Here is a 21,706-nt window from a genome sequence, read left to right on the forward strand (position 1 = left end):
ATGCTAGAATATAATTTATGAAAAATATATTTTAATAGGCTATTTAATCTTACTATTTTTTAATATTGAGGGAGATTTTTATGAAATTATACGAACGTTTAATAAATAAGCAAGAAAAGATTTCAGTAATTGGTCTTGGTTATGTTGGTATGCCATTAGCAGTTGCTTTTACAAACAAAGTCGATGTCATCGGTTTTGACTTGAATGAAAAGAAAATACAATTGTATAAGTCTGGTATTGACCCTACAAATGAAGTAGGCAATGAAACAATTAAGGAAACTACATTAGGATTTACTTCTGATGAATCTAAGCTTAAGGATGCAAAGTTTCATATTATTGCAGTTCCTACTCCAATCAACTCAGACAAAACACCGGATCTTGCGCCAGTGGAAGGTGCTAGTACTATAGTTGGTCGTAATCTCACTAAAGATTCAATAGTAGTTTATGAATCTACAGTTTATCCGGGGGTTACAGAAGATATTTGTATTCCTATTCTTGAAAAAGAATCCGGTTTGAAATGTGGGATTGATTTTAAGGTTGGTTATTCTCCAGAGCGTATTAATCCTGGTGATAAAGTTAATACACTTGAAAAAATAATTAAAATTGTTTCAGGTATAGACAACGAGAGTTTAGAAGAAATTGCAAAAGTATATGAAGTAGTTATAGAAGCAGGTGTGCATAAAGCTAGCTCAATAAAAGTGGCTGAAGCTGCTAAAGTAGTAGAAAATAGCCAGCGAGATATTAACATTGCTTTTATGAATGAGCTTGCTATGGTTTTTGATCGTATGAATATAGATACTAAAGATGTTATTGAAGCAATGAATACAAAATGGAATGCGCTTAATTTCTATCCAGGTCTTGTTGGAGGACACTGTATAGGAGTTGATCCCTATTATTTTGTTTATGAAGCTGAGAAATTAGGGTATCATAGCCAAATAGTTTTATCTGGAAGAAAAATCAATGATGGAATGGGTAAATTTGTCGCTGATGCAATTATAAAGAAACTTATTCTAGCTAATAAGGTGGTTAAGCAATCAAGGGTGATTATTCTTGGTATCACTTTTAAAGAAAATACACCAGATACAAGAAATTCAAAAGTGGTAGACATTATTGACAACTTAAGAGAGTATGGCATTGAACCAGTTGTGGTGGATCCTGAAGCTGATGCTGCAGAGGTAAAATATGAGCATGGCATAGATTTAGTTGATATAAGAGAAGTTCAAGATGCTGATTGTTTGGTACTAGCAGTTGCTCATGATGTATTTAAGAGGATGAGTTGGGGAGATGTAGATTCTTTGTTTGGAGATTATAGTAATAATGAAAAGGTTCTAATTGATACCAAAAGTACATTGGATTTATCGGAGATAAAGGAAAAAGGGTACAGTTATTGGAGATTATAATTTAATTTGAGAGAAGATAAGTTTGTATGATGAGGAGTTAGCGAATGAAGGTATTGCACATTAATTCATATTTTAGTGGAAGTAGCTTTTATAAAAATTTGTATGACGAGCAAATAAAAAGTGGTTTAGATATCGATGTGTTTGTTCCAGTTCCTTCATCACATGAAAGTTCAGATTTTAGGCTTGGTGATTATACAACGATAAGTGCAAATCATGGAAAATATGACAGAGTTCTTTTCCACCTAAAGCATAATAAAATATATAAAAACATTATACAGCATTATGATATACAAAATTATTCAATTATCCATGCTCATTCGCTGTTTTCAAATGGATATATTGCAATGAAGCTGAAACAAGATTTTGGTATACCTTTTGTCGTTGCAGTGAGAAATACTGATGTTAACACTTTTTTTAAATATATGGTTTATTTAAGAAAGCTTGGCGTTCAGATATTAAAAGAATCAGACAAGATAATATTTTTATCAGAACCTTATAGAAAGAAGGTTATTGAAAAATATGTTCCTGTCAACCTTAAAACAGAAATTATGAATAAAGCAGTGGTTATCCCCAATGGTATAGATGATTTTTGGTTTGAGAATAAAGGGAAACCAAAAGAATGTCCAAAACAAAAAAGTCTAAGATTGATATATGTAGGTGTTATTAATAAAAATAAAAATCTTACTATAACTATAAACGCAATCGATACACTTCAAAAGAACGGATGGAATGTTGAGTTTACTATAGTAGGTAGTATAGGTGATAGATTAGTATATCAGCAAATTAAAAAATTATCTTATGTGAATTATGTATCACCAAAAACCAAAAAAGAACTTATAGATATATATCGTGCCAATGATATTTTTGTAATGCCATCAAAAACTGAAACATTCGGATTGGTGTATGCTGAAGCAATGAGCCAAGGACTGCCTGTAATTTACTCAAAAGGTCAAGGGTTTGATAGACAATTTGAAGATGGAGAAGTAGGATTTGCTGTTACGAGTACTTCTTACGAAGAAATCAGTGCAAGAATTTTAGATATTATGTATTCTTATAACAGTATTTCTGGTAATTGTATTCGTAGAATAGATAAATTTAGTTGGAGTAATATTGAAAATAAGTATAGAGAAGTATATGAAGAAAAAAAGATTTAAAATGAGTAGGATTCTATTTATGAGGAGATTTAATTATGAATACATCTAGTTCTTTTAGTGTTTTTCTTAACACAAGTTGCTATTTAGGTGTACTGGATGTAAATCAAAGATGATCAATTTGAAAAAATTAGTCCTTTAGATATTTCGTCAAATCTATTATTAATTTTCTGACAATAATGCTTGGTTTGATTCATTTAATTCCCAGATAAATCAATTTTGGAGCTAGGAGAAGAATTTATGATGCAACTACAAAATATTGATTATAGTAATATGAATTTATCCGTAAAACTTAAAAAATTCCTTCTAGTACTAATGATGTTGACGGTTTTTTTTGCTCCTAATATTAATGGACGTGATTATTTTGGAATAATAATTTTATACATGGTATTTATACTAATTATTTATTATGAAAAATTACGTATAAATAAAGCGACATTTGTTATATTTATATATATATTTGTTACGATTATAATAGATTTGGTTAGCTTGTTTGCATACCCATCTTCGTATATTCTTCTTTTAAGAACATTTATTTATGCATTAATACCCTTAGTTGCTTTTATGTTGGGAACTTCTTTTAGTGAAAATGTACAAAAATCTTATTTTGAAAAAGTAATATGGATGGTTGGTATATTACAAGTGATAGTAGGAATTCTTCAGGTTTATTCAGAAAAGTTTAGAATAATAACACTTAGTAATTATGCTTTCTTTGAAAAATATAATCATAATTTTGAAACATGGAGTGTAGGAAGAATAGTTGGAACAATTGGAAACCCAAATACTTATGGGGTTTTTATTGTTGTTTTTATAATGTTTATTATAAATATATTAATTCCAAGGTATAAAGAAAAACTATATGTTTTGATATTGTTAATAATAACTCTATTGATGTCAAGCTATGCAGTTATACTAACTCAATCTAGAACTGCTTATATATTATTTGCATTAGGCTTACTGTTATCTTTTTTATTCAGTAAAATGAATTTATTGTTAAAATTACTTACTTTAGTAATTGGGGGCATAATTGGTTTTGTTATTGTGGCGAGTCTTCCATTTATTACGAGAAGATTTTCTGTTGGGGACTTACTTACTGTAGGAAGTAGGGTTGAAATATGGAAAACGTATATAAATACTTACTTGTATCCGATTAATATTAACACTTTGTTTGGTCATGGGACCCACTTTGTAAGAGATATTGGTAAAGCTGTTGATAATTACTATTTAAAAATAGTCATGCAATATGGGTTAATCGGTTTATTACTGTATCTAGGTATGGTGTCTAAATTGATATTCTTATTTATTAAGAGGCCTAGAAATAACATGAGTATCTTTGTTTTTATATCTATTACAGTTATATTGATTTCAGATTTTGCAGGAACAATAAATATGCAACCGGATGTTACAACATTTTTATTTTTTGTAATTGGTTATTATTATAAATTAAAGTATACATCATCTGAAATTGAAGAAAGGGTCTTATCATGAAAATCTTATTTATAACAACTTTATACCCTGGATACAAAGAACAATCAAGACAGAAAACTTCTTACGCATTACATTATTTTGCAAAAGACTGGGTTAAATCAGGTCATGAAGTCAATGTTATAAGACTATGGCCCAAGTACTCTAAACTATTCTCATTTACAAATAAAGGGAAACAGGCAGATGAATATGGAAATGAAGCAGAGTTTAATCTTGACGGTGTAAGTGTAAACAGGCAGATTATAAATAAATACCCTAAAATTGATTATTTATCTAAAGATATTCAAGAAGTGTATAATTATATAACAAAAAATATCAAAAATGATTTTATACCTGATGTGATTGTTTGCCACATGATTAATCCTTCATTATATATAGCATCTCTATTAAAAGAGGAATTAAACAAACCTCTTATGTTAGTTATGCATCATTCGGATATTTCTCAGCTTCAGAGTATGAAAAAAAGATTAAATAAATATAGACATGCTGAGCAATTTATAGATAGAATTGGATTTAGATCACATAAACTATATAAGGAATTTGGAACACTACCAATTCTCAACAATAATTTGTTGAAGGATGCATTTATAATAAATTCAGGAATAAACAGAAAAGATATAATATCAATAGAAAAAATAAGGCAAAAAATTATGTCACCACCTAAAATTATTTTTATAGCATCCAGTATGATTCCATTAAAAAATATTGATGTTGTGATTAAAGCCTTTGATGAAATTTCAAAAAAGCACAATATAAAATTAAGGATTGCTGGTGATGGACCGGAAAGAGAAAAGCTACTTGGCTTAGCTAAAAAGTCAAATGCTCAAGAAAATATAGAGTTTTTGGGCTATATTCCTAGAGAAGCGGTTATGGAACATATGGAAAAAAGTGATATTTATGTAATGGTTAGTTCACCTGAAACATTTGGGCTTGTGTACGTCGAAGCCATGGGCAATGGTTGTATAACAATAGGATCTAAAGGTGAAGGAATTGATGGTACAATAATAAATGGTGAAAATGGATTTCTTAGTGAACCAGGAAATATTCATGATCTAAAATTAACTTTATTAAAGGTGCTACGCTTGGACAAAACAGAGCGTGAGAAAATAACCAATAATGCCTTGGAAACTGCTAAAAACCAGACTCAAGAACAATTAGCTATGTATTATTTAGAGGTTATGAAGGAAACAATTGATAATTATAAAAATAACTGAATTTGCCCTTTTTATTTAGATGGTCACATACAAAAGCATTTTATTATACAAAAAAATAATTTTAATGTGGGCGAGGCATATTATGAGAAACCTTCTAACTGAAAACGAAATCATTCAAAACTGGAAAGTCGACTTGAGAACCCATTAGTCAGTATTTGTTGCATTAAAAATAGGCATATACCCAGACTAGGTTTCTTAAAATATGAAAATATAGAGGCTTCATTGGAACCGTTAACCTTTTAATTTTTCTAATCGACCAAAATAATGACTTGAAGGAATAATATGAACATGTTTATCATGCCTTTAAGTCTAAAATCCCTTTGGTTAATTGGCAATTTTCTTTATTAGGATGTTTGAAGATGTTTGAAAATGCACATAACCGCTCCATAAAAAGCGTTTAATCTTTTTCTTATTACTCCAAATACGTCCCGGATAAACTTATTAACTTCTTAAAAAAATTTATATAAGATGTGACATGTTTTCACCATGATTTCTGGCAAGCCAACTTGTTTCATTAGAAATGACTTCTTATTGATCAACCAATACATCAGAAAAAACAATATATGATTCCCTTGCTTGCATGGGACTATATTTTATAGGTCCTTATAGCTTACAGGAGAAGTGATTACTACTCCATTTACTTTTGCATCTACGACAAATGAAATCATTAGGAATGGTTTAAAACCAGTCTTTTACAAAAGGATCAGTCCCCCATAACATTAATGTATGTGTTAAGTGCACATACGGGGGATTTCAAGATGTAATTCTTTCAGAAATCGTGTATATGTCCTATATAGGCTTTTGGGAGAAGTATTAGGTAATGGTTGTTAGCATATATAAATAGCACATTACACAAGAGTAAATCAAGTTTGATAAAGAAAATGCAAATACGAAACGAGATTTTTCTCAAACACTTGTTGAAGGATTAGAAGTAGTAATGGGAATAATTATGTTGAATTGAAAAGGTGATTACATGAAGGTTTTTTTTATAACAAACATGAATGTTGATAACAATAAAGGTGGCTTATTTAATGCGACGTATGAGCGTATGAAAATGCACAATAAAAAATTGAGACAAGTAATAATTACTAACTGTAATGTTGGTCACAGTACACTCGTAAGATTAATAGGGAAGTTCATTTTTAGTAAAAAAATTAACAAAAATCCAGATATTAAGAAATGTGAGTATAATGGTATTGATATACACAACCTTAATTTAAAACTTGATGTATTTAGCTACTTTAAAAGACACTTTTTAAAACAATCCCTAGAAGATCAAATAGTTAAAAAGTATGTCGCCCGGTTTGATAATTACCTTAAAAGTTCAGATGCGATTCATGCTCATTGGGGATGGCCAAACGGTTATGTAGCGTATAAGTTAAGTAATAAATATTCAATCCCTTACTATATTACATTCCATGGTAGCGATATTAATTATTTGAAAGAAAAAAGCAAAAAGAAAATGATTACTGTTATGGAGAATGCAAATAAATGCTTTTTTGTAAGCGAAGAATTGTACGCTAACGCTTTGAAAATTGGATATACCGGATATAACAAAGCTATTACTTACAATGGTGTTGACTTAGACATGTTTCGAATCAATGATCATTGTAAAGATTCTGGAAAAAAAGTAGTAGGATATGTCGGCTCACTTGAGGAAAAGAAAGGTGCCGACTATTTAGTTGATATTTATAGAGGGATAGATAAAAAGAAACATAGTGTTGAATTCGTAATCGTTGGTGATGGAAGCTTATCACAATGTCTGGAAGAGGAATTTAAGAAAAAGGCCACAGATGTAAATGTGAAATTTACCGGAGGAATCAATCCTGATGAAGTTCCAATCACTATGAATCAACTTGATGTTTTAGTCGTTCCAAGTAGAAATGAAGGGTTTGGTATGGTCGTTCTCGAAGCAAACTCTTGTGGTGTCCCTGTAGTCGGCTCCAATGTTGGAGGTCTTCCAGAAGCAATTGAATACACCAAGAATATTATAAATATGGATAACGATTTTACACATAATATGGCTAATAGAGTTGTTGAAATTCTAGAAGGAGACAGCTTAACTCAAGAGCAGTACAGAGAACGAGTCAAAAGAAAGTTCAGTTGGGATCATATAACTGATTTTGAAATTGAAACATATAAATCTCTACCAAATGATTAGATAATGAATAACAAGGAAGTTTAATATGAATAAAGAATTAACAAACGTTACAAAACAATCGGGTATAGTTTTTACTGGGAAGCTAATTAGTCTTATTTTTGGTTTGCTTTTTAATTTTGTTGCTGCCCGATTTTTAGGAGCAGAAGTCTATGGGGAATTCATGTATATTCTTGCCTTTATAGGTTTTTTTCCATTGTTAGCTATGATGGGCTTACAACAAGGGTTAGTTTATTTTATTCCTAAATTTAATGAGAACAAAGAAATGGATAAACGTAATAGTATAGTTACTTTTAGCTTTCTTCTTGTATTTTTAATAAGTTTAACAATGTCTCTATTAATATTTATCAATAGTGATTTTATTGCGGAAAATCTCTTAAATAAACCAGATTTAAGTAATCTAATTAAGTTAATGTCCCCTTTAATAATATTTACAACTCTTATCCAGCTTTCAAAAGGTGCTTTCCAGGGTATAAAGAGGATAAAATATTTTGTTATTAATCGTGATATATTAATCCCCGTACTAAAAATTCTAGTACTTTTAATTACTGTTTTGATTGGGTTCAGAACATATAGTTTAGCTGTAGCATTTCATGTAGGGACTATCGTTGGTACTATATATTTGTTAACTGGAATTTATAAACAAGGTCTATTTAGTAGAATTAGGTTGGGGGAATCAAGTCGATATAAAGAATTGTTTAAATTCTCTCTCCCATTATTACTTACTGGTTATTTAGGGCTAATTAGTCAAAAGACTGATATCATGATGATTGGTTATTTTCTTAGTGAAGACCAGGTAGGTATATATAATATAGCTTTAAGAATTGGAACTCTAAGTAGTTTCATTCTTGTAGCATTTAATACTATGTTCGCTCCCACAATATCCTCTCTGTATAATAAGAGTGATATTGATACATTGGCAAACATGTATAAGGTTATAACAAAATGGGTAGTCGGCGTAAACTTAATTGCTTTTGCCCTAATCCTACTTTTCAGTGAAGAAATCATGAGAGTTTTTGGTAGTGAGTTTATTGCGGGTTCGACAGCATTGATATTAATAGCAGTTGGGCAGGTTATGAATGCAGGTGTAGGGTCCGCGGGTTTTATACTTATTATGACTGGTAATACCCTTTATGTGATGTACATTAATTTTATAACGGTTATTCTCAATATTACTTTAAACTTCTTTCTAATACCAATATATGGAATTGAAGGCGCGGCTTTTGCCTCGTTAATTTCAGTACTTATTGTTAACATATTAAGGTTAATATTAGTTTATAAGATACATAAAATTCATCCTTATGATGCTAGCTTCTTAAAATTGATTATGACATTTATTATCTCATTTGTAATTATCTACTTACTAAACAGTTGGTTAAGCCTCATTTGGTTTAATCAACTAATTGGATTATCAATTGTTTTTATACTAATGTTTTGCTTTATATATTATTATTTTGGTTTTTCAAAAGAAGACAATGTAATTTTAAATTCTGTGATTAAAAAAATAAAAAAATGAAGGAATGAGGATCTTCAATGAATTCAATCAGCAAGTATATTAAGACTATCTCGTTTAACACAAAAAGGATGGCTTGCAATTTCGGTTTAGGGAATCACCCCGACTTTCTTATTATCGGTGCTCAAAAGGCAGGGACAACATCTCTGTTCAATTATATCAATGAGTATGCGCAAAACTTTATTTCGCCAAAAACAAAAGAATTACACTTTTTTAGTGAAAAATATCATAAAGGGATCCCATGGTATAAAGCTCAATTTCCTTTGAGAACTAAAAAGGGCTATAAGACCGGGGAAGCGACACCTGATTACTTGTATTACCATAAATGTGCTAAGAGAATTTACGAAAATTATCCTGATTTAAAGATTATTGTGCTTTTAAGAAATCCAATTGATAGGGCTTACTCTCAATATAATTTCCAACGCAATTCTAATAAAACAAAAGCGTACAACCCTTTATCTTTTGAGGAGGCAATTAAAGAAGATCAACATCAAACTATAACAGAAGAATTTACTTACAATTACAAGTATAGGTCTTATTTAAAAAGAGGACATTATTATGAACAACTAAGAAAATGGTTGGAGTACTATCCAAAAGAGCAGTTCCTATTTATTGAATCTGAAGATTTCTATAAGAATACTGAATCTTACTTAAATGAAGTTTTTAATTTTTTAGGATTAGAATTCAAGAAAGACATTAAACTTAACCTTAAAGCGCAAAACAAGACAGGGTACTCTGAAAGACTTAAGGGAGATACTAGAGAATATTTGCAAAATTACTTTAGACCACATAATGAGAAATTAAATTCATTACTACAACGTAACTTTAAATGGGATTAAGACTGATATTAGCTTAAAACAGGTGGTGAGAGAAATTGAATCAAGAGCCAATTTTTATTATGGGTGCACACAAATCAGGGACTAGTTTATTAAGAAATTTGTTTGATGGCCATAGTGAGCTTTTCGTTATTCCTATAGAAGCTCATTTTTTTAAGCATAATGGGTATTGGATTGATTATGGAATTCGAAGGAAATTTCCTAATACAATAAGTGAGAGTGAAATAATAGAAAATTATATGAATTGGATAAAATATGTTAATACTTTGTCAGATCAGTATGCCGATAGTGACACTAAAGGTTTTTGGAGCTTTGAAAAATTTACTGAAGAAATAAGAAGATATTCTGATTACATGAGCCTGAAAACATCAATTGAAAACTATATTCATGCTATGTATCATTCACTAACTAGTAAGAAGTTAGCTAATAACCTAAGAGTAATTGAAAAATCAGTAGAAAATGCCGAATTTGCAAATATTTTAAAAAAGATATATCCAAATGCAAAGTTTATTCATATTATTAGAAATCCATATTCAAATATAGTTTCAATTAGGAAGTTTAAATCTAAGAATGGTTATCCTAATTTAAGGCCAATTATTCAATCTCTTTACAACAATTATTATTACTTAGAGAAAAATCAAGTAACATTAGATAAAGATTATTTAGTAGTTAAGTATGAAGACTTAGTTATGAAGCCGGAACAAAAGATTAAACAAATTGTAGAATTTACTGGAATATCAGATGAAGAAATTACTTATGTACCAACAGTGAAAGGTGAAAATTGGGAAGGGAATAGTACTACAAATGTTAAATTTAAAGGACTGTCTAGCGAAGGACTATCTAGATGGACCTCTGAAATAGAACCAACAGAGGTGAACTTGGTAAATAAATTATTTAAATATACCTTAAACCGATATGGCTATAGAACAATTGAAAATAAAAGTATGCTTAAATTTGCGAGAGGAGAGAATCCTAAGACATATATTGCTAATAGAATTTTATTTAAATACTTATAACATTATGGAAGAGTTTTAATACACTGCTTATATGATGACTTTGTAAATATTGGTTGTAGTAGTACCCTCTAATAACTTAGGTGTTAGCTCCTCTTCTGTTACTCTATTACGCCAGGATATTACTTATTTATTGAATCTAAGCCATATTAAAATGGAGCTGGTGAGATGGGAAGGCACATTACTCATGTGATCTGATATCTTTCACTTTAGGTTTTAGTTTGTTTTGGAAGAAAGCGTTCGGCTTTATATGTATAATTTAATTGCTTCTCAAATGGGGGAGGTGTTCTCACAGATCAAAAAAATGATTAATGCTAAGAAACAGGAACATTTCTTGGAAGGTATAACGTGAAGAATAGAAAAGGTCTCACATTCAGAACTTCTGTTTTCAACTCACCCTTGGCAAGTGAAAGAACGTATCGGCATCAGCGCAAACACTGCGGGAGTGGACAGCAGTAACCATGAGTCATATACAGTTGGAAGCATCGTGAAGCGTGTGTGTGAGTACAAGCTGAAGTGGAAATGGTCGCTGAGCTGGAAGAAACCACAACATAGCCACAGGGAAAAGAAGAAGTAGATTATTTATATTTGTACATTCTACAAAGAAGAAAAAAAGCCATGAGGTCCGTCATGCCATTATTCATGAAGGATGGCAGTCAACCTATACGTCCATCAATCGGAGTAAAGCAAGGATATGTTAGTCTGTATCTTGCTCATACACCAGGAGTGGGAAAACTAATGAAGACATTCCGTTAATACTCTGGATTTTCTGTCAGGTTCTTGGTTTGTAGAATCTGACAGAAAATCCAGGCCAGCAAGCGAAAGCGCGGTGGTAACCGATGAAAAGTGTAGAAAGATAGAGTGCTCGAAATATTGGTATTCAACCAATGTTGTGAAAAACTTGACACATACTTTTTTGACATAGTTTTCAAAGATACAAGCTTTTATGTTAAAATATATAAGTGTGTTTTATTATATTTACATTCGCTATAAGATTTTATCTAAACAACATATACATATGGAGGTAACAATATGTCGAATCAACCACACGGCGGTACACTAGTGAACCGCGAACTAGAAGGACAAGAAAGAGAACAAGCAGTATCAAATGCTGAATCATTAAAGACAATTCAAGCAAACCCTTGGGTGATTTCAGATATTGAACTAATCGGTATTGGTGGCTTTAGTCCACTTACTGGTTTCATGGGACAAGCTGATTATGAGAATGTTGTAAAAAACAATCATTTAGCTGATGGTACAGTATGGACAGTACCCATTACATTGTCTGTTACAGAGAATGAAGCAGAACAGTATAAAATAGGTGAGGAAATCGCACTTAAAGGTGAAGACGGAATCATTTATGGAACGATTAAGCTAGAAGAAAAATATACGTATGATCAAAAGCTTGAGGCACAGAACGTTTATGGGACTACAGAAGAAGCACATCCAGGTGTTAAAAAACTTTATGACCGTGGAAATGTATATTTAGGTGGACCAATTACGTTATTGAACCGTCCTGATCATGGCGTATTTAACGAATTCTATATGGACCCGAATCAAACACGCAAAATGTTTGCTGATTTAGGCTGGAAAACGATTGTCGGATTCCAAACACGAAACCCAGTACACCGTGCACATGAGTATATTCAAAAATGTGCGCTAGAAGCTGTTGATGGATTACTTTTAAATCCTTTAGTCGGTGAAACAAAATCAGATGACATTCCAGCAGATATCCGCATGGAAAGCTATCAAGCGATCCTTAAACACTACTATCCTGCTGAACGTACTCGTCTTGCGATTTATCCAGCAGCTATGCGTTATGCTGGGCCAAAAGAATCTGTATTGCATGCGATTGTTCGTAAAAACTTTGGTTGCACACACTTCATTGTCGGCCGTGACCATGCTGGTGTGGGTGATTATTATGGAACTTACGAAGCGCAAGAGTTTATATCACAGTTTGAAGAGGAGTTAGGTATTCAAATATTTAAATTTGAACATGCTTTCTTCTGCACAGAATGTGGTAATATGGGTACAGCCAAGACATGCCCGCACGATAAAGAATACCATGTACATTTAAGTGGAACAAAAGTACGAGAAAAATTACGCAATGGGGAACGTCCTCCAAAGGAATTTTCACGTCCGGAAGTTGCTGACATTCTTATTAAAGGGATGCAACAAAACTAAAAAGGGGATTGACTCCCATGTCATTTGAGATGATTTTTGTTCTGATCATGATTATAGCCATGTTAGCCGGGTTACTTTTTGAAGTAGCTCGGCCTGATATGGTTATTTTTTCAGTATTGGTTATTTTATTAGTAACTGGTATATTAACACCGGACCAAGCATTGAGTGGATTTTCGAATCAAGGAATGCTTACGATTGCTTTGCTGTTCATCGTTGCAGGGGCAGTGCAAAAAAGTGGACTGATTGATCGGATGATGGAAGGCTGGCTGAAGAACAGTAAGACACAAACCGGTTCCATGCTGCGATTCTTTCTACCTACCTCATTTTTTTCAGCATTCTTAAACAATACACCGATTGTAGTAACATTTACGCCAATCATTAAAAAATGGTGTGAGGATCGTGGGATTGCCCCTTCTAAGTATCTAATTCCATTATCGTATGTCACTATTTTAGGTGGAACGATTACATTAATCGGAACGTCTACTAACTTAGTAGTTCACGGAATGCTGGTAGATTATGGTTTTAGTGGATTTTCGTTGTTTAGCCTAGCAGTAGTTGGTATTCCAATTGCCATTGTCGGTCTAATTTATTTATTTACAATTGGCCACCGGCTGCTTCCAGATAACAAAGGATTCAGTCAGCGGGTTCAAGAAAATTCCAAGGAATATATCGCAGAAATGCATGTAACGGAGTCATTTCAGCATGTTGGCAAAAACGTTAAAGATGCTGGGCTCAGGGATCTGAAAGGTCTTTACTTGGTTGAAATCATCCGGGGGAAAGAGCATATCTCACCTGTGAAATCGAGAACGGTTATTAAGCAAGGCGACCGATTGATCTTTACAGGTTTGATAACAACCATAGCTGAGCTTGAAAAAATTAAAGGACTGACACTTGAGACAGGTACAAATATTGGATTAAATGATTTGAAAAATGGTACATCCAATTTGATTGAGGTTGTTGTATCCCACCAGTCCTCTTTAACGTCAAGGTCTATTAAAGAAGCCCAGTTCCGTTCGAAATATGATGCTGGCGTTATCGCCGTTCATCGTAACAATGAACGGATTAAAAGCAAGGTTGGGGAAATTGTCTTACGTCCTGGGGATACACTATTGTTATTAGCAGGTGCTGACTTTTTGGAAAAACATTACCAATCAAATGATTTTTATGTTGTATCTTCATTGGATACACCAAAAACCCTTAAACAGAATCCGGCAAAAGGCTGGTTCTCAATCGCACTGTTAGTCGTCATGATTGCACTAGTTACAGCCGGTGTGTTTACTATGTTTAAGGCTATGGCATTAGCAGTTCTCATATTGCTGGGCACAAAAGTTCTCACTCCAGGAGAAGCGAAACAATATGTTCAGTTTGATGTATTGTTGTTAATAGCAAGTGCGCTTGGGATCGGAGCGGCCATGACAGAAACAGGATTGGCTGAATGGCTGGCAAAGGGACTTGTCAGCTTTGGTGAACCATTAGGGCTATTAGTTATCTTATTTATGGTTTACTTTTTGACAAATTTATTTACGGAATTAATTACGAACACCGCAGCAGCTGTCTTGATGATTCCAATTGTTCTTGAACTTTCAACCCAGCTTAATGTGTCCCCAATGGGTTTTGCGGTAACTGTTGCAATCGCTGCTTCAGCAAGCTTTATTACACCGATAGGTTACCAAACAAACCTTATCGTATTCGGCCCCGGCGGATATACGTTTAAAGATTATATAAAGGTTGGTACGCCACTTAGCATTTTAGTAATGATTACATCTGTTTCAATAATATATAATGTATGGTTTTAGGAGGAATATAACATGGCAAAATCAGAAAACATCGTATGGCACGATTCGAAGGTAACGAAAGAAGATAGACGTGGATTAAACAAACATAAAAGTGCAGTAATTTGGTTTACAGGTTTATCAGGTTCAGGAAAATCAACCGTATCAGTTGAATTGGAAAAAGAACTCTATTCTCAAGGGGTACGCACATACCGTCTGGATGGCGATAATGTTCGTCACGGCCTAAATAAAAACCTAGGATTTAGTCCAGAAGACCGCAAAGAGAATATTCGCCGAATCGGGGAAGTTTCGAAGTTGATGGTTGATGCTGGGTTGTTTACATTATCAGCATTTATTTCACCATATCGTGAAGATCGTGATGAAGTCCGTGAGCTTGTAGAAGATGGCGAATTTATTGAAGTATTTGTTGATGCGAGTGTTGAAACATGTGAATCACGTGATCCAAAAGGCTTGTACAAAAAAGCCCGAGCTGGAGAGATCAAAGGATTCACTGGAATCGACGCTCCATATGAAGAGCCTAAGAATCCAGAAGTAACAATCGATACCGATAAACTAACTCTTGAGGAATCTGTACAAAAAATTGTATCGTATTTGAAAGAGAAAGGATACTTGGAATAATGGCAGATGTGAGCATAAAAAAATTACTCGATGTTTCATTGGAAGCTGGACGCGAAATTTTTGATGTGTACGAAAAAGATATTGAAGTTGAAACGAAGGAAGACGACTCACCATTAACACAGGCTGACCAACGTTCACATCAGGCTATTATGAATGGCTTGCAAACTGCGTATTCAGATATTCCTGTGCTAAGTGAAGAAGGCACGGATATCCCTTATGAGGAACGTAAAGATTGGACCCAATTTTTCTTAGTGGATCCACTGGATGGAACAAAAGAGTTTATTAAGAAAAATGGTGAATTCACAGTAAATATTGCACTGATCGAAGGAAAGTACCCTACATTGGGAGTAATCTATGCACCTGTCCTGGATACATTTTATTTTGGTCGTAAAGGCGTAGGTGCTTTTAAATTGGAAGATGCATCTAAAAAGGATATCACAGGTGATGAAGCGTTAGTTTCTGAAAGTATTAGTTTGCCAGAAGTTGCTGATGCTGATGTGGTTAATGTTGTAGCAAGTCGTTCCCATATGTCAGCAGAAACGGAAGAATTTATTGAAGGATTACGCGAGGATCGTGAGGTGGATGTAGTCTCGGCTGGTAGTTCACTTAAATTCTGCTTAGTGGCAGAAGGAAAAGCTGATTACTATCCGCGTTATGCACCAACGATGGAATGGGATACAGGGGCTGGACAAGCAATTGTTGAAGCATCTGGTGGGAAAGTAATTAGACATGAGGATAATGAACGTTTTTATTATAATCGTGAGAATCTGAAAAATGGATGGTTTTTGGCTGAAAGTAGGAAATATTAAATGGGACGTTTGTTTTTATCATCTCCACATATGAGTGGAAACGAACAAAAATATATACAGGAAGCTTTTGATTTAAATTGGGTTGCACCATTAGGTAATAATGTTGATGGATTTGAACAAGAAATAGCAAGCTATAATTCTGTTAATGGAGCTGCAGTTGTTACATCTGGGACCGCAGCAATTCATTTAGCATTAAGACATTTAAATGTCGAGTCAGGCGATACAGTACTTTGTTCATCGTTGACGTTTGTTGCTAGTGCAAATCCAATTTTATATCAAGGTGCTAATCCGATATTAATTGACTCTGAAATGGATACATGGAATATGTCACCTAATGCGTTAAGTCGTGCGTTAGAAGATGCGAAGACTAATGGGAAGTTACCAAAAGCAGTTATCATCGTCAACTTATATGGGCAAAGCGCACGTATAGAAGAGTTAATGAATATTTGTGATTCCTATGGGGTTCCGGTTATTGAGGATGCAGCTGAATCCTTAGGTAGCGAATACAAAGGCAGAAAAAGTGGGACATTTGGAATGTATGGTATTTTTTCATTTAATGGAAACAAGATCATTACTACATCGGGTGGTGGCGCACTTGTATCCAATGAAGAGGAAATTCTAAATAAAGCAAGATTTCTAGCAACACAAGCGCGTGATTCGGCAGTACATTACCAGCACAGTGAAATTGGTTACAATTATCGTATGAGTAACATTGTTGCTGGAATTGGACGTGCCCAACTGGAAGTGTTGGATAAGCGAGTAGAACAAAGGAGATCAGTTTTTAAAAGGTATCATGAAGCTTTCTCCAGTATCCCTGGTATTAAATTTCAACCAGAGTTACCAGACACAAAATCTAATCGCTGGTTAACAGCATTAACAATTGACCCCAATCAAACTGGAATTTCCCGTCACGATATTATAGATAGACTTGCTGAAGATAATATCGAAGCGCGGCCAGTATGGAAGCCAATGCATTTACAGCCTTTATTCGATGGTGTAGCTTATTACCCACACGAAGAGAGAAACAGTGTTTCTGATTATTTGTTTGAATACGGATTGTGTTTACCATCTGGATCGAATATGAGTGAGAAAGAGCAGGAACGAGTGATTGGTATTATCAATACTCTTTTAAATAAGTAATTAATATAGTAAGTGGTCCTTGTCTTATCAGGCAAGGATCTTTTTTTATAAAAATAATTATTTATGTCCATACTAGTTTAATGGTTTTAGAAACAAGTTTAAGGAGCTACACATATGAAGCAACCTTTAGTTACCGTATTTATACCATTATATAACTGCGAGGAATATATTAGTGAAGCATTAGAGAGCGTCATTAACCAGTCATATTCTAATATAGAAATAGTAATCATAGATGATGGTTCAACGGATAATTCGGTAAATATAGTGAATTCCTATACAGATCCTCGCATCCGGTTAATAAAAAATGAAATTAACAGAGGTATACCATACACTAGGAACTTAGGTCTCCAAGAATCACAAGGCAAATATATGGCTATTATAGATTCGGATGATATTGCATATTTAACAAGGATAGAGAAGCAAGTTAATTATATGGAAAACAATCCAAATATAGACGGTATAGGAACTTATTATGAGATATTCGGTGGCAGGTTTAAAAAAGTAATGAAGCCGAAGAACATTACCTCTGAAGAGATCAAGGCAGGATTACTATTTCTTAACCGTATTGCTAATCCAACTTCTTTCCTTCGTTTAGAGACTATTAACAAATATGAGCTCAGGTATAATCCTGAGTACTTTGTAGCCCAGGATTATGATATGTGGATTCAACTTTCCAAAGTGGGTGAGTTGTCCATTCTACCTGAGGTATTACTTAAGTATCGGACGGGGCACACTAATGTTACAAAAAAATCAAAGTCCAGTAAGATCATTCAACGGAAAAAAATAAACGATTCTATTCATCGAGACATTTTAGACTTCTATAACTTTGATTTAACAGAAGTAGAATTGAGGGTATTTAATGAATTTTTCAATGATAACTATCAAAGTGAGATTAGCGATAGTACGCTAGATCACTTACCAAGGTTACTAACAAAAATGGTGGAGCATAATAGGCGTAATAAACCGTTTAAAGAAGAATTATTCTCAGAAATAATCAGAGACACCGTGCTCGTGGTCTTAAATCGTCGTAAGATAATCCTGAGGCGTAAACTTCGGATATATGATGAAGTTTGTAAGGCCAAAAGTGTCAGATCAATAACAAGGGATTTGAGTTACATGGTGCCAAAACATATATATAACTTTCTACTATTATAAATTCAATATTTAAGAGGGGTATTGAATGAAGCGTAAAATTTTGAAGTTAACTAAAAAGCCATTTGTACGCAATGTCATAATAATGGCATCTGGAACAGCTGCAGCTCAATTAGTAACGATGGCACTTTCTCCCTTTATCACTCGATTGTATGGACCTGAAGCCTTTGGTTTAATGGGTGTATTTATGGCAGTGGTTGGCATTATTGCTCCCGTTGCAGCGTTGACCTATCCAATAGCAATTGTACTTCCTAAGAGTGATCGGGATGCTAAGGGAATAATTCTACTTTCATTGTGTATTTCAACCGGAATTGCAGTTATTACGGCTATTATCTTGTTGGTGTTTCATCAGCCAGTTGTTAGATTATTTAACCTGGGAGATATCGCTCCATTTTTGTATTTAATTCCTATCGTTGTTCTATTTTCAGGTTTCATGCAAGTTGCAGAGCAATGGTTAATTCGAACAAAGCAATTTGCGATTACAGCCAAAGTGGCATTTCTTCATTCCTTAATTATACAAGGAAGTAAGGTAGGAATTGGATTTATTTATCCGGTAGCAGCTGTTCTTATTATTCTATCGGCATTAGGTAATGGTTTGAGAGCCTTGATGATGGTCATATTTGCTAGAAAAACTGACTACAAGCAAACAGATTTACATACAGAAAAGGTATCTATGAAAGAAATTGCTACTAAATATAGGGACTTTCCATACTATAGAGCACCAGAAGTCTTCCTGGATGCAGCATCACAAGGCCTGCCAATTTTATTGCTAACGAGTTTTTTTGGTCCAGCTTCTGTAGGCTTTTATTCAATTGGAAGGATGGTCCTTCGATTGCCAACGCAGCTGATTAGTAAATCGGTAGGCGATGTTTTTTATCCACGAATATCTGAAGCTGCCAACAATGGTGAAAACCTCACAAATTTGATTAAAAAGGCAACGATAGCGCTTGGAGCAGTAGGGATACTTCCTTTTGCAACTGTTATCATCTTTGGACCCTGGCTTTTTAGTTTTGTGTTTGGTGCAGAATGGGTGACAGCAGGAGAATATGCACGATGGATTGCACTTTGGACCTTTTTTGGATTTATCAATAGACCCAGTGTTGTGGCACTGCCTGTTTTGGCAGCGCAAGCTTTCCATTTGAAATTCACGGTATTTATGTTAATAACAAGAATTGCTGCTTTAGCAATTGGTTATTATGTATTTATGAGTGATTTAGTGGCGATTGCCTTGTTTGGAGTGTCAGGTGCAATACTTAATATTAGTTTAATTTTAATAACGCTTCAAATAAGTAAAAACTATGAAAATAAACAATCGGATGGCGATAGGTTATGAGTGATTTCATATATTCTAAAGAGTCTATTAAAAAGGGAAAACTAATACAGGAAGTTCAGTCTATATATCAACAGGATGGACCATCAGTTGAAGAATTTCATGGGGAGTGGGGTTCTCTAGCTGTGAGCCAAAATCTGTATAATGGATTTCAGCCTTATGAAAATTCTGAGCATATTTGTGTTGTAATTGGCGGGCCTGTACTATATTTTCGGGATAACAAGTTTTTAAATAATAATTCAGGCGTAGCAGGTACTAAAGCTATTTATGACCGCTGGCGTGAGGGTGTTATGCAATGGGATGAAGATTTGAGTGGTCCTTTTGCTATATTGATTATTAATAAGCAATCATCAGAAGTAACTTGTAAAACAGATTTAATGTCATTTATCCCGGTTTTTTCATACCAGAAATCAAGTATTATGCTGTCAACTCACGTCGATTTACTGGCAAATGTAGCCGATCAACAAGCTAATATAGATGTCATATCAAAAGTCGATTTTATTCTTCATGGTGTGGTAACTTTTCCATTTACAATGTACAATGCTATCCGCCAGATAAAACCAGCAACGGAATATTCTCTCATAAGTAGTACCTCCGAATTCCAAAGTAACACATATTGGCTGCCGGAAGAAAAAAACATGTATCAATCAATAGATAAAGCAGCTGACGATCTTAGAAATGGTATACAAAAATATGTGGACCTTATTACAAATGAAATGTCTCATATTGCGCAGTTTATTAGTGGTGGAGAAGACTCTCGTACAATTTCTGGCCTGTTACCTAAGGATACTACCCGAGATGCCTTTATTTTCCTTGATGATATGAACAGGGAAGGAAAAGTGGCTAAACGAGCTGCTAATGCTTATGGTGCCAATTTCAACTTGGCGAAACGGGGCAAGTTGCATTATCTTGAAATACTGCCTCTTAGCACAAAATTGGTTGGTGGTGGTTCACAGTATTTTCACGCACATACTTACGGTTTTCACAAAAGCTGTAAGTTGGACGAGTATCCCGCTGTTTTTGGAGGTCTATTCTCAGATGTTTCCTTAAAGGGTGCATGTGTTAAAAAATTCGGTGGTTCAGGACGCTTTCCATTTGTACCTCATATTAAAAGAAATGATCATTCAGTCGATATGCATTTAAAAAACAATACTTTTATGGCTGACGTACTTTCAGAATTAACAAAACGACGCCAAGCTCATCTAGATTGTATTAAACGTTTTCGGAGTGAATCCGCAGAAGAATGGTTTCAGCTTTGGCCAATTTCTATGAATATTAATATACCCAACCTTCATTCTAATCGCAGGCTATTTCGGACCTATGAACCCTTCATGGCTAAAGATGCTGTGAAAATAAGTGCTGCAGTTCCACAAAAATGGAAGCTTAACAGGAGACTGTTTCAAAAGGCAACCAAGCCATTGTTAAAGCCCACAAAGTGGCTGTTTCATGTTGATGGGAGGTTACCGTATTACCCATGGTACATTAACAGCTTTGTTCAATTTACAAGCTGGATAAACGAGGGAATAGGTAAAAGAACCGGATTGATTAGAGGTAACCAGGGTCCCTGGACGGAATGGTCGACAGTTATGAATAGCGCGGAATGGGAACAAGCTATGAGTGAATATTCAAGTGGTATGGATGTAATAGGTCCAGCGCTCAAGGAAAAAGATGTATCTAAGTTGTTTGAAAGTAAAGATTTGAATTATGTCCAGAAAATTAATCTCATGCAGACTTTGTATAGCGATCATAAAAGGAAGTAAGCTTTGGGGCACCTCATTGGGGTGCTTTTTTTAATGTCCAATTGCGAGCGAGCAGCCGCCAAACTAGAGCGAGCCACACCCAAACTCGAGCGAGCCACACCCAAACTCGAACGAGCAGCCCTCAAACTCGAGCGAGCAACCCTCAAACTC

Annotated in this window: 17 protein-coding genes and 1 pseudogene; all 18 read left to right on the top strand. The window is 34.1% G+C overall.

Annotation, left to right across the window (positions count from 1 at the left end; genetic code table 11):
• Positions 1 to 80 precede the first annotated feature (80 nt).
• The 18 genes and pseudogenes from BMY13_RS02990 (at position 81) to BMY13_RS03065 (ending at position 21,556) form a co-directional block, all read left to right on the top strand.
• Positions 81 to 1,400, top strand: coding sequence for a nucleotide sugar dehydrogenase (locus tag BMY13_RS02990; RefSeq protein WP_092502409.1), 1,320 nt, complete (start codon positions 81 to 83; stop codon positions 1,398 to 1,400).
• 44 nt (positions 1,401 to 1,444) lie between these two features.
• Positions 1,445 to 2,554 carry a glycosyltransferase family 4 protein gene (locus tag BMY13_RS02995; protein WP_092502411.1) on the top strand — a complete coding sequence of 370 codons (1,110 nt, stop codon included), beginning with the start codon at positions 1,445 to 1,447 and terminating at the stop codon, positions 2,552 to 2,554.
• 237 nt (positions 2,555 to 2,791) lie between these two features.
• Positions 2,792 to 4,039, top strand: a complete 1,248-nt coding sequence (locus BMY13_RS03000) for an O-antigen ligase family protein (RefSeq protein WP_092502413.1) — start codon at positions 2,792 to 2,794, stop codon at positions 4,037 to 4,039.
• A complete protein-coding gene (locus BMY13_RS03005; RefSeq protein ID WP_092502415.1) occupies positions 4,036 to 5,250 on the top strand; it encodes a glycosyltransferase family 4 protein in 1,215 nt (404 codons plus the stop codon). Before BMY13_RS03000 ends, BMY13_RS03005 begins: the two co-directional genes overlap by 4 nt.
• A gap of 609 nt (positions 5,251 to 5,859) precedes the next feature.
• A pseudogene (locus BMY13_RS19160) lies at positions 5,860 to 5,943 on the top strand (DegT/DnrJ/EryC1/StrS family aminotransferase); the annotation flags it as partial.
• Positions 5,944 to 6,223: 280 nt separating this feature from the next.
• Positions 6,224 to 7,411, top strand: coding sequence for a glycosyltransferase (locus BMY13_RS03010; protein ID WP_092502417.1), 1,188 nt, complete (start codon positions 6,224 to 6,226; stop codon positions 7,409 to 7,411).
• A 25-nt stretch (positions 7,412 to 7,436) separates the two neighbouring features.
• The gene (locus tag BMY13_RS03015) at positions 7,437 to 8,924 is read left to right on the top strand and encodes a flippase (RefSeq protein WP_092502419.1); all 1,488 of its coding nucleotides are present in this window, start codon (positions 7,437 to 7,439) and stop codon (positions 8,922 to 8,924) included.
• Between the two features lie 17 nt (positions 8,925 to 8,941).
• Positions 8,942 to 9,760, top strand: coding sequence for a sulfotransferase domain-containing protein (locus BMY13_RS03020; protein ID WP_092502421.1), 819 nt, complete (start codon positions 8,942 to 8,944; stop codon positions 9,758 to 9,760).
• A gap of 35 nt (positions 9,761 to 9,795) precedes the next feature.
• Positions 9,796 to 10,773: a sulfotransferase family protein gene (locus BMY13_RS03025; RefSeq protein ID WP_092502423.1), complete on the top strand. Its 978-nt coding sequence runs from the start codon at positions 9,796 to 9,798 to the stop codon at positions 10,771 to 10,773.
• Between the two features lie 627 nt (positions 10,774 to 11,400).
• Positions 11,401 to 11,526: a hypothetical protein gene (locus BMY13_RS19875; RefSeq protein ID WP_281243643.1), complete on the top strand. Its 126-nt coding sequence runs from the start codon at positions 11,401 to 11,403 to the stop codon at positions 11,524 to 11,526.
• Between the two features lie 276 nt (positions 11,527 to 11,802).
• Positions 11,803 to 12,954, top strand: coding sequence for a sulfate adenylyltransferase (gene sat, locus BMY13_RS03030; RefSeq protein WP_092502425.1), 1,152 nt, complete (start codon positions 11,803 to 11,805; stop codon positions 12,952 to 12,954).
• A gap of 17 nt (positions 12,955 to 12,971) precedes the next feature.
• Positions 12,972 to 14,750, top strand: a complete 1,779-nt coding sequence (locus tag BMY13_RS03035) for an SLC13 family permease (protein ID WP_092502427.1) — start codon at positions 12,972 to 12,974, stop codon at positions 14,748 to 14,750.
• A gap of 12 nt (positions 14,751 to 14,762) precedes the next feature.
• Positions 14,763 to 15,365, top strand: coding sequence for an adenylyl-sulfate kinase (gene cysC, locus BMY13_RS03040; protein WP_092502429.1), 603 nt, complete (start codon positions 14,763 to 14,765; stop codon positions 15,363 to 15,365).
• Positions 15,365 to 16,174 (top strand): 3'(2'),5'-bisphosphate nucleotidase CysQ, encoded by an 810-nt coding sequence (cysQ, locus tag BMY13_RS03045; protein ID WP_092502431.1) that lies wholly within the window; start codon positions 15,365 to 15,367, stop codon positions 16,172 to 16,174. The genes cysC and cysQ overlap by 1 nt, the downstream gene beginning before the upstream one ends.
• Positions 16,175 to 17,314 carry a DegT/DnrJ/EryC1/StrS family aminotransferase gene (locus tag BMY13_RS03050; RefSeq protein ID WP_139184789.1) on the top strand — a complete coding sequence of 380 codons (1,140 nt, stop codon included), beginning with the start codon at positions 16,175 to 16,177 and terminating at the stop codon, positions 17,312 to 17,314.
• Between the two features lie 114 nt (positions 17,315 to 17,428).
• Entirely contained in the window at positions 17,429 to 18,469 is a 1,041-nt protein-coding gene (locus BMY13_RS03055; RefSeq protein WP_092502433.1) for a glycosyltransferase family 2 protein, read from the top strand.
• Between the two features lie 25 nt (positions 18,470 to 18,494).
• A complete protein-coding gene (locus tag BMY13_RS03060; RefSeq protein WP_092502435.1) occupies positions 18,495 to 19,799 on the top strand; it encodes a lipopolysaccharide biosynthesis protein in 1,305 nt (434 codons plus the stop codon).
• Positions 19,796 to 21,556 carry an asparagine synthetase B family protein gene (locus tag BMY13_RS03065; protein WP_092502437.1) on the top strand — a complete coding sequence of 587 codons (1,761 nt, stop codon included), beginning with the start codon at positions 19,796 to 19,798 and terminating at the stop codon, positions 21,554 to 21,556. Before BMY13_RS03060 ends, BMY13_RS03065 begins: the two co-directional genes overlap by 4 nt.
• Positions 21,557 to 21,706 lie beyond the last annotated feature (150 nt).

This window comes from Virgibacillus subterraneus (assembly GCF_900110695.1).
In the GTDB taxonomy this organism is placed as follows: domain Bacteria; phylum Bacillota; class Bacilli; order Bacillales; family Amphibacillaceae; genus Lentibacillus; species Lentibacillus subterraneus.